The 9,413-nt window shown below is 67.7% G+C and carries 8 protein-coding genes; 6 read left to right on the forward strand and 2 right to left on the reverse strand.

Going from position 1 to position 9,413, the window contains the following annotated elements; translation table 11 throughout:
• Positions 1 to 2 precede the first annotated feature (2 nt).
• The gene (locus tag GGC30_RS02725; protein WP_153922605.1) at positions 3 to 740 is read left to right on the forward strand and encodes a helix-turn-helix domain-containing protein; all 738 of its coding nucleotides are present in this window, start codon (positions 3 to 5) and stop codon (positions 738 to 740) included.
• Here GGC30_RS02725 and GGC30_RS02730 read toward each other — a convergent pair.
• Positions 737 to 2,383: an amino acid ABC transporter ATP-binding/permease protein gene (locus tag GGC30_RS02730; RefSeq protein WP_153922606.1), complete on the reverse strand. Its 1,647-nt coding sequence runs from the start codon at positions 2,381 to 2,383 to the stop codon at positions 737 to 739. The two genes, GGC30_RS02725 and GGC30_RS02730, sit on opposite strands and share 4 nt — an antisense overlap.
• Entirely contained in the window at positions 2,380 to 3,984 is a 1,605-nt protein-coding gene (cydD, locus tag GGC30_RS02735) for a thiol reductant ABC exporter subunit CydD (RefSeq protein ID WP_153922607.1), read from the reverse strand. The genes GGC30_RS02730 and cydD overlap by 4 nt, the downstream gene beginning before the upstream one ends.
• 196 nt (positions 3,985 to 4,180) lie before the next feature.
• On the opposite strand from cydD, the gene GGC30_RS02740 reads away from it, so the two are divergent.
• The 5 genes from GGC30_RS02740 (at position 4,181) to GGC30_RS02760 (ending at position 9,251) form a co-directional block, all read left to right on the forward strand.
• Positions 4,181 to 5,761 carry a cytochrome ubiquinol oxidase subunit I gene (locus GGC30_RS02740; protein WP_370451845.1) on the forward strand — a complete coding sequence of 527 codons (1,581 nt, stop codon included), beginning with the start codon at positions 4,181 to 4,183 and terminating at the stop codon, positions 5,759 to 5,761.
• 24 nt (positions 5,762 to 5,785) lie between these two features.
• Positions 5,786 to 6,934, forward strand: coding sequence for a cytochrome d ubiquinol oxidase subunit II (gene cydB / locus GGC30_RS02745; RefSeq protein ID WP_153922609.1), 1,149 nt, complete (start codon positions 5,786 to 5,788; stop codon positions 6,932 to 6,934).
• A 19-nt stretch (positions 6,935 to 6,953) separates the two neighbouring features.
• Positions 6,954 to 7,103: a cytochrome bd-I oxidase subunit CydX gene (cydX, locus tag GGC30_RS02750; RefSeq protein WP_017504187.1), complete on the forward strand. Its 150-nt coding sequence runs from the start codon at positions 6,954 to 6,956 to the stop codon at positions 7,101 to 7,103.
• Positions 7,090 to 8,466 carry an oxygen-independent coproporphyrinogen III oxidase gene (gene hemN / locus GGC30_RS02755; RefSeq protein WP_153922610.1) on the forward strand — a complete coding sequence of 459 codons (1,377 nt, stop codon included), beginning with the start codon at positions 7,090 to 7,092 and terminating at the stop codon, positions 8,464 to 8,466. Before cydX ends, hemN begins: the two co-directional genes overlap by 14 nt.
• A gap of 128 nt (positions 8,467 to 8,594) precedes the next feature.
• Positions 8,595 to 9,251, forward strand: a complete 657-nt coding sequence (locus tag GGC30_RS02760) for an OmpW family protein (RefSeq protein WP_153922611.1) — start codon at positions 8,595 to 8,597, stop codon at positions 9,249 to 9,251.
• Positions 9,252 to 9,413 lie beyond the last annotated feature (162 nt).

The following is a 9,413-nucleotide window of genomic DNA, read 5'->3' on the forward strand; positions in this document are numbered from 1 at the left end:
GAATGCTTGAACTGCGTGCCCTGACCGCCGCCTGCGACAACAGACTGGAGAACTCCATCTGCGTGGGCTGCGGCGCGCGCGCCTTCAGCGTCTGCGCCAGCCTTCCTGGCGATGACCTCGTGCGGTTGGACGCCATCGCCGAGCGGATCGTTTTGGCGGCGGGCGATGTCATGGCGCGCGAAGATGAACCCGCCGCCAGCGTCTTCAACATCACCTCGGGCGCTGTGCGGATTTACAAGCTGCTGCCCGATGGTCGTCGCCAGATTACCGGCTTCCTGTTCGCAGGCGATTTTGTCGGACTGACCGCGGGGGAAACCTACGCATTCTCTGCGGAGGCGATCGAGGACACGACCGTGTGTCGGTTCCGCGCTTCTGAGTATCGCGCCCTGGCGCGAGAGCGGCCCAGTCTGGAAGCGGCCTTGCTGAGCCGGGCGATGCATGAGCTGACGGCGGCGCAGGATCAGATGCTTCTGCTCGGTCGCAAGACCGCGCGTGAACGCCTCGCCAGCTTTCTGGTGACGATGCTTTCGCGCGATCCCTTGCGTCCGTCCGGCGATAACGCTGTGCGACTGCCGATGACCCGATCCGAGATCGCGGACTATCTCGGACTGACGATCGAGACCGTCAGTCGCGAGCTGACCAAGTTGAAGACCAGCGGCGTCATCCATGCCGTCTCTCTGCACGACTTGCGGATCGAGCGCCCTGACCGCCTGAAAGACATGGCGAACGGCGCATCCTAGGCGGCCAAGTCATCCGGAGGGCAGGTCAGACGAAGATGTCCGTCGCTGTCCAGCCCTTCGACCCGGATGGAGCGGTTGCAGAGCGCCATCGGCGACGCCCGGTGGCTGACCAAGATCAGGCCTTGCCCCCGCGCGGCTAGGCGGTTCTGAAGGCGGCCCAGGACTTGGGCCTCCGTCGCGGCGTCCAGGCCTTCCGTCGGTTCGTCAAGCACCAGCCAGGGCGCATCGCGCAGATAGGCGCGCGCCAGGCCAAGACGCCGTCGTTCTCCGCCGGATAGCTGCTCGCTGTTCGGTCCGACGGGGGTGTCCAGCCCCAGCGATTCGGCGCGAATTCGGTCGCCCAGCGCGGCGTCGTCCAGCGCCGCCCACAGGGCCGCATCGTCGGCAGGTCCTGCAAGCAACAGGTTCTCGCGCACGGATCCGTTCAGCAGACGGACGTCCTGGGCCGCATAGGCGAACAGCTGGCGCCGATCCCCCGGCGCGATGACAACGGCGTCCAATCCACCGAGCCGCATCTCGCCGGTCTGGGGCGTTCGCAACCCGATCAGGCGTTCGATCAGCGTCGTCTTGCCAGCGCCGGAGGGACCGAAGATGCCGAGGCGGTAGGGCGGCGCCAGCTCGGCGCCAAGGTTTGCGAGACCGAGCACCGCACCGCTGAGCGGTCGACCGTGACGGGAGGACGCCGTGGGCATGGCGGCGTCGAGGCGAGACAGGGCCTGGGCGGCGGAGCCGTTCTGGTGCAGGGCGACGACCAGTCCTCCGGCGGATTCGACGCCCATGATCGCCGCGAGGGCTGCCAGCGCGATCAGAGGCAGATCGGCTGGCAATGCGGCGGGAATGACAACGCCGACCGCGAGGGCGCTGGCCGCCGCCTGCCACACGGCCATCCAGCCGCCCGATCGGGTCAGGGCGATCTGCGCCGCGTCGTGATCGGCGGCGACCTGCGCGACCTGCGCGCACGCCCAGTCGTCAAGACCGTAGGCCTTGAGCTCGGGCGCGGCGGCCTCCAGGGCGGCGAGGCGATCCTTCAGCGCGCCTGCGCCGGTCTGCACCGCTCGGCCGGCGGGATCGGAGAGGCGGCGGGCGATAAGGACGCCGCCCAGGACGGCTGCGATCATCACGGCGAACAGGGCCGCGCCGGCCCAGGGGGAGGCGAGGCCGGCCAGCAGAACGGCGGAAACGGCGCCGGAGCCCAGGCTCCAGAGCGCCGAGCGCCGCACGAACAGGGTTTGAACCGCGTCCACGTCCTGAACCAGCCGGGCCGAGACCTCGCCGCACGACAGGTTCAGGGCGCGCTCGGCCGGGCCTGTGGCGATGGCGTCGAACAACTGCGGGCGCAGGCGGGCCAACGCCTTCAAGGCAGCCTCATGGCCCGCGACGCGCTCGACATAGCGGCCGCCGGTGCGGACGATGGCCAGCAGGCGGATGATGGCGCTGGGCATCATGTAGTTGAAACTCTGGGCGGCCGCCGCGCCTGCCAGGCCCGCAAAGGCTGCGCCCGTGATGAACCAGCCCGACAGCCCCAACAAACAGACGGCCGCCACCGAGACGACAGCGCCGCCGGCCGCGGCGAGCCGAAGCCGGGCGCGCTGGGCCTGAGTTTGGGCACCTATCAGGCCGGCGATGCGTGACGGGCCTCTCATAGCGTCACCACGCGGTCGGCCAGCGCGGCGACGGCCGGCGAGTGGGTGGCGATCAGGGTGGTTCGGCCGCGCGCGGCCTGACGGATGACTTCCAGCATGGCGTGTTCCGAGGCCGGATCCAGATTGGCGGTCGGCTCGTCCAGCACCAGAAGCGGCGCCCGCTTCAGGATGGCGCGGGCCAGGCCCAGGCGACGGCGCTCGCCGCCCGACAGACCGCCGCCACGCTCGTCGATGGGGCGATCCAGATCGCCGGACAGGCCGGCCGTGCGCGCCGCCATGCCGATGCGGCCGGGGCAGGCGGTGCGATCCGCCAGGGCGATGTTCTTGGCCAAGGTTCCAGGCGTCACGATCGGGTGCTGGCTGGCCCAGGCGACCCGCCCGGCGATGTCGCCGCACTGGCTGAGCCGCGCGCCGCCCACCTCGACCTCGCCGCGCGTCAGGGGCGCGAGGCCGAGCAGCAGATGCAGAAGACTGGACTTGCCCGCGCCGCTGGCGCCCATCACCGCCACGATCTGGCCCGGCGCAATGTCGAGGTCGAACCCGTCGATGACAGGGGCCGAGCCTTTATAAGCGATGGCGACATCGCGAAAATGGATGGCGGGCGCCAGATCGCCGATGGGCGTGCGCTGGGCCGGGCGCGGGTCTGGCGTGATCAGGGATGGGGCCGCGGCCTCGGCGGCCTGGCGATCATGATAGGCGGCCGCCAGTCGGCGCAGCGGCGCATAGACTTCGGGCGCCAGGGCCAGCACGAAGAAGGCGCGCGACAGGTCCAGCGTCTCGGGAACGGGGAAGGGCAACAGCCGCAACAGGTTGAAGCCGCAATAGACGGCGATCAGCGCGACCGACAAGGCCGAGAAGAACTCCAGCACGCCCGACGACAGGAAGGCGATGCGCATGACGCGGGCGGTGCGGCGCTCCAGCTCGTCCGAGGCCTTGGCGATCTGCACCGTCGTGCGGCCCACGGCGTCGAAGGCGAGAATGGCGGGCAGGGTGCGGATACGGTCGATGAACAGACCAGACAGCCGCTCAAGCGCCTGAAACTGACGACGGCTTTCGCCCGCCGCAGCCGTGCCTGCCAGGGCCATGCCGACGATGAAAGGGAACAGGGTGAACAACAGGATGCCCGCCGACACCGGGCTGGCGATCGCGGCGGCGGCGATGATCAGCAGCGGCGAAACGCCTGCGGCGAGGCGCAAGGGCGCAAACCGCGAATAGTAGCCGTCCAAGGCGCCGACCCCTTCGACTAAGGCCGTCATCTGCTCACTGGATCGCCGTCCTCGCCCGAAAAGGTCCGATAGGAGGCGGCCTCGGACGTCGGTCTTTACCGCCCCACCCAGCTTCGCGCCGACGATCACGGCGGCCTGGCCGATCAGGCCGCGCGCGATCAGACTGAACACAGCCAGGGCCAGCCACGGCGCGGCGGCGGCCGGCGATACGGTCAGGCTGGAAATCGTCAAAGCCAGCCCCGCCGCGAAGCCGATCGCAGGGGCGACGTCCGCAATGGTCAACACGCCGGTCAGCAGGGTCAGCCGCCCCCACGGACGACCGATCTGCTTCAGCCAGGCGGCCGCAGAGACAGGGGCGATTGGCACGGCGCTCATCAGGCGACTCCAGCGCTCGGCGCAGGCCGCGCGCCACTGGGCGAAACGTCGTTGGACGAAATGTCCAAGGACCAAGCGTCCAATAGGGCCCGGCGTTCGCCGCCGCTTTGATCGAGATCAAGGCGGGCGTCCCGCGTACCGCCTACGGCCGACGAAACGTCGGTCCAGCAGACCGATTCCTCGGAGCAACGCCATGATCGACCTCGCGGTCGTCGACCTGTCCCGGCTGCAGTTCGCGCTGACGGCCCTTTACCACTTCCTGTTCGTGCCCCTGACGCTGGGACTGTCGTTCATGCTGGTCATCATGGAGTCGATCTATGTGATGACCCGCCGGCCCATCTGGCGGACGATCACCCGCTTCTGGGGCGTGCTGTTTGGAATCAACTTCGTGCTGGGCGTCGCGACCGGCATCACCATGGAGTTCCAGTTCGGAATGAACTGGAGCTATTACAGCCACTATGTCGGCGACATCTTCGGCGCGCCGCTGGCCATCGAAGGGCTGATGGCTTTCTTCTTGGAGGCGACCTTTGTCGGCTTGATGTTCTTCGGCTGGGACAAGCTGAAGCCGCACGCTCACCTGTTCGTCACCTTCATGGTCGCGCTCGGCACCAATCTGTCGGCCCTGTGGATCCTGATCGCCAACGGGTGGATGCAGAACCCGGTCGGCGCCGCCTTCAATCCCGACACGATGCGGATGGAGGTCACGGACTTCATGGCCGTGGTGTTCAACCCGGTAGCCCAGGCCAAGTTCGTTCACACCGTTTCGGCCGGCTATGTCTGCGCCTCGGTCTTCGTTCTGGGCGTCTCAGCCTTCTATCTGCTGCGTGGCAAGAACGTCGGCTTCGCCAAGCGGTCGATGACGGTGGCCTCTGCGTTCGGTCTGGCGGCGTCGCTGTCGGCCGTCGTGCTGGGCGACCAGTCCGGCTACAATCTGACCGACAACCAGAAGATGAAGCTCGCCGCTCTGGAGGCCATGTGGCACACCGAGCCTGCACCCGCCGGCCTGACGCTGATCGGCGTTCCCTCGATGAAGGACCGCGAGACCCATTTCGGCGTTCACGTGCCGTGGATCATGGGGCTGATCGCCACCCGCACCATCGACAAGCCCGTCGAAGGCATCTTCGAACTGGTCGCCACGGCCGAGGACCGCATCGAATCCGGCGTCATCGCCTATGATGCGCTGGAGAAGGTCAAGGCTGACCCGGCCGATCCCGTCGCGCGCGGCGTGTTCGAGACCCATCGCCGCGACCTGGGCTATGGCCTGCTTCTGAAGCGCCACGTCGCCGATCCCCGCCAGGCCACGCCGGCGCTGATCCAGCAGACCGCATGGGAGACGGTGCCGAACGTCCCGGCCCTGTTCTGGAGCTTCCGCATCATGGCGGGCATCGGAATGTTCATGATCGCCCTGTTCGGGACCGCCTTCGTGCTGTGCACCCTGCGCAAGCATCATACGAAGTGGTTCCTGCGGTTAGCCGTCCTGGCCATCCCGCTGCCGTGGATCGCGATCGAGTTCGGGTGGATCCTGGCCGAGTTCGGTCGCCAGCCGTGGGCGGTGGAGGGCGTACTGCCCACCTTCCTGGGCGCCTCGTCTCTGACCGTACCGCAACTGTGGGCCACGATCGTCGGCTTCACCCTGCTGTATGGCGCGCTGGCGGTGGTCGAGGTGCGGCTGATGCTCTTCGCCATCAAGAAGGGGCCGTTCCACGAACAGGAGACGTTCGGCGAAGCCAGCCCCGAAGCGCCCGCCGAGCGCGTTCCTGCGCCCGCCGTGGCCTGACCCAAGACCTTAGGACATCCGACAATGGATCTTCCCTTCGACTTCGCCACGCTTCGCCTGATCTGGTGGGGGCTGCTGGGCGTGCTTCTGATCGCCTTCGCCCTGACCGACGGCTTCGACCTGGGCGTCGGCGCCCTTCTGCCGTTCGTCGCCAAGACGGATGAGGAACGCCGCATGGTGATCAACACCGTCGGCGCCACCTGGGAAGGCAACCAGGTGTGGTTCATCCTGGGCGGCGGCGCGATCTTCGCCGCCTGGCCCTTCGTCTACGCCGTCAGCTTCTCAGGCTTCTACCTTGAGATGTTCCTGGTGCTGTCCGCGCTGATCCTGCGGCCGGTGTCGTTCAAATATCGCTCCAAGCGGGCGTCGCCCAAGTGGCGGTCGTTCTGGGACTGGTGTCTGTTCATCGGCGGCTTCGTTCCGGCCCTGGTGTTCGGCGTCGCGGTGGGCAATGTCCTGCTGGGCGCGCCCTTCCATCTGGATGGCGACCTGCGGTCCTTCTACGACGGCACGCTGCTCGGCCTGTTCACCCCCTTCAGCCTCATCGCCGGCCTGTTGTCGGTGGCCATGCTGGTGCTGCACGGAGCGGCCTGGCTGTCCGTCAAAGCCGAGGCCGGCCCGGTGATGGAGCGGGCGCGTCTGTTCGGCACGGTCGCCGCTATTCTGGCCCTGATCCTGTTTGCGGTCGGCGGACTCTATGTCGCTTACGGCGGCCTGGGCTACCGGATCACCGGCGCGCTGGACGTCAACGGCTTCTCCAATCCGCTGCGCACGACGGTTCAGGCCGCGCCCGGCGCCTGGCTGGACAACTACGGCCGCTATCCGTGGATGCTGATCGCACCGGCCTTTGGCTTTCTGGGCGCGGTTGTAGGTCTGGTCGGCATGTGGCGGCGGTCCGCACCGCTGGCGTTCGGCGGATCGTCGCTGTCGGCCGTGGGCATCATCTCCACCGTCGGCTTGTCGATGTTCCCGTTCATCCTGCCCAGCTCGATCAATCCGCAGTCCAGCCTGACGGTGTGGAACGCCTCGTCCAGCCATCTGACCCTGTTCATCATGCTGATCTGCACGGCGATCTTCCTGCCTCTGGTGCTGCTCTACACCGCCTGGGTCTATCGCGTGCTGTGGGGCCGGACGTCGACCGCCGCCCTCAAGACCAACCCCGACCTGTACTGAGCCTTAGGAGCGCAGAACCATGTGGTATTTTTCCTGGATCCTGGGGCTTGGCCTGGCCGTCGGTTTCGGCGTGCTGAACGGCCTGTGGCACGAGTTCCATCTGTTTGACGAAGGGGACGCCGGCCTGTCCACGCCCGACGCATCGAAAGAGGGCGATGTCCCTCTCTAGCCCCGCGCGCCTGTCCGTTCGCGACCTGATCGCGCGCTATGACGCCCATGCGCCGCGCTATACCTCCTATCCGACGGCGGCACAGTTCACGCCTGCCGTCGGGCCCGGCGAATGGGCCGACTGGCTGGGGCGCTTGCCCTCCGATCAGCCGGTCTCGCTGTATCTGCACCTGCCGTTCTGCAAGCGGCTGTGTTGGTACTGTGGCTGCAACACCCGGGCGGTGAACCGGGCGGGCGTCATCTCCAGCTATGTCGATCTGCTGCTGCGCGAGGCGGATCTGGTTCTGGCCCGGATCGGCCGACCGGTCCGTGTTGGCTCGATCCATCTGGGCGGCGGCACCCCGAACATGCTGTCGCCGGACGATCTGGAGCGACTGTTCGCCGGTCTGTCGGCGCGGTTCGACCTGGACGACTGTTTCGAGGTCGCCGCCGAGTTGGATCCCGAAGTCCTGACGCAGGAGTGGGTCGAGGCGGCGGGCCGCATCGGCCTGAGCCGCGCCAGTCTGGGGGTGCAGGACCTGTCGCCGCGTGTTCAGGCGGCGGTGAACCGGCCCGAACGTTTCGAGACCATCCGCTGGGCGGCCGAAGCCTTGCGTGGGCAGGGCGTGACCTCCCTCAACCTGGATCTGATGTACGGCCTGCCGCTTCAGGCCGTCGAGAACGTCATCACCACCCTGGGGCAGGTCACGACGCTGAGGCCGGAACGGATCGCCCTGTTCGGCTATGCCCATGTCCCGTGGATGAAGCCGCATCAGCGGTTGATCAACGACGCCGACCTGCCGGACGCCGAAGCGCGCTTCGCCCAGAGCCAGGCGGCGGCGCGCTATCTGGTCGGCAAGGGATGGCAGGCGATCGGGCTGGATCATTTCGCCCTGCCGCACGACGGGCTGGCGGCGGCGGACCGGGCCGGACGCCTGCATCGCAACTTCCAGGGCTACACCACCGACGCCGCAGACGTGCTGATCGGCCTGGGCGCCTCGTCGATCAGCCGCACGCCCAAGGGTTTCGTTCAAAACCACGCGCAGGAACGCGACTGGCGCCGCGCTGTCGAGGCCGGCGACCTGCCGGTCGCCCGAGGCGTCGTCCTGACCGAACACGACATGTTCGTCAGCGAGATCATCGAGCGGCTGATGTGCGATTTCGTCGTTGATCTTGCGCCCATCGTTCGACGTCGCGGTCGGGACCTGTCGGACGTCGCCGGCGCCTGGTCGCTGTTGGAGCGCTTCGTCGACGACGGTCTGGTGCGGATCGACGGGACGGCGGTGGCGGTGACGGACCTGGGCCGTCCGTTCGTCAGGGCGGTTTGCGCCGCCTTCGATCCCAATGCGGCGGCTCTTCAGCAAAGGCATGCGCGGGTGGTGTGAGTGGACAGATTGTCCACCCCCTGAGCGATTTGCGCTGGATCAAGGCTGAGGTTTCCGCCGGGGCGCACACCCCGCTCAGACGCCTGACGAAGGCCGCACAAGGCGGCCCGGGCGTCGGGGATCAGAAGATGAAGACCAAGACCCTGCTGCTTGCCGCCGTCGCCTTCACCGCATGCGCCGCGCCAGCCCTCGCTCAGACATCCGTTGCCTGGGAGGCGCCGAAGAAGGGCGACTTCCTGGTGAGCGGGCGCGTCACCGACGTCTTCTCCCAGGCCGATGACGCCATCACCACAGCCGCGGGCGCCGACACCGGCCTGAAGGTGGATGTGGGCGACAGCGTCATGCCGACCCTGGGCTTCACCTACTTCCTGACCGATCACCTCGCGGTCGAGGCGATCCTGGGCACGACCCGGCACGAGATTCGCGCCCAAGGCGGTGCGACGGACGTGGCCGTGCATGAGACCTGGGTTCTGCCGCCGGTTGTCACGCTGCAGTACCGCCCGCTGAGCCAGGGCCGCGTCAGCCCCTATGTCGGCGCGGGCGTGAACTACATGCTGTTCTACAGCGGCAAGGACAAGAACGGCTTCACCGTCGATCTGGACGACGGTTTCGGCTATGCGCTTCAAGCCGGCGCCGACGTCGGCATTCAGGGGCCCTGGAGCCTGAACGTCGACGTCAAGAAGGTCTGGTTCGAGACCGACGCCAAGATCAACGACGGCGCCCTGAAGTCCAGCGTGAACCTCGATCCGTGGGTCGTGTCTCTGGGCGTCAGCCGCAAGTTCTGAGGCTGCGGGGGCTGTCGACGCGGCCCCTCTCGCGCTTCGCTGCAACCCGCTATGCTGCCGCGATGAGTCGGGCCGCGTCATGATCAAATATATCGGCTCCAAGCGCGCCTTGCTGGGGCATGTGACGGGTGCGGTGGCGGGGGTGCTGCCGCAGGGCGGGCG

Origin of the sequence: Brevundimonas sp. SPF441 (genome assembly GCF_009661015.1) — a bacterium.
Lineage (GTDB): Bacteria > Pseudomonadota > Alphaproteobacteria > Caulobacterales > Caulobacteraceae > Brevundimonas > Brevundimonas vesicularis.

Coding starts and splice junctions, on each gene's coding strand:
- GGC30_RS02725 (WP_153922605.1), top strand. CDS start 3: ATGCTTGAACTGCGTGCCCTGACCGCCGCCTGCGACAACAGACTGGAG.
- GGC30_RS02730 (WP_153922606.1), bottom strand. CDS start 2,383: ATGAGAGGCCCGTCACGCATCGCCGGCCTGATAGGTGCCCAAACTCAG.
- cydD (WP_153922607.1), bottom strand. CDS start 3,984: ATGAGCGCCGTGCCAATCGCCCCTGTCTCTGCGGCCGCCTGGCTGAAG.
- cydB (WP_153922609.1), top strand. CDS start 5,786: ATGGATCTTCCCTTCGACTTCGCCACGCTTCGCCTGATCTGGTGGGGG.
- cydX (WP_017504187.1), top strand. CDS start 6,954: ATGTGGTATTTTTCCTGGATCCTGGGGCTTGGCCTGGCCGTCGGTTTC.
- hemN (WP_153922610.1), top strand. CDS start 7,090: ATGTCCCTCTCTAGCCCCGCGCGCCTGTCCGTTCGCGACCTGATCGCG.
- GGC30_RS02760 (WP_153922611.1), top strand. CDS start 8,595: ATGAAGACCAAGACCCTGCTGCTTGCCGCCGTCGCCTTCACCGCATGC.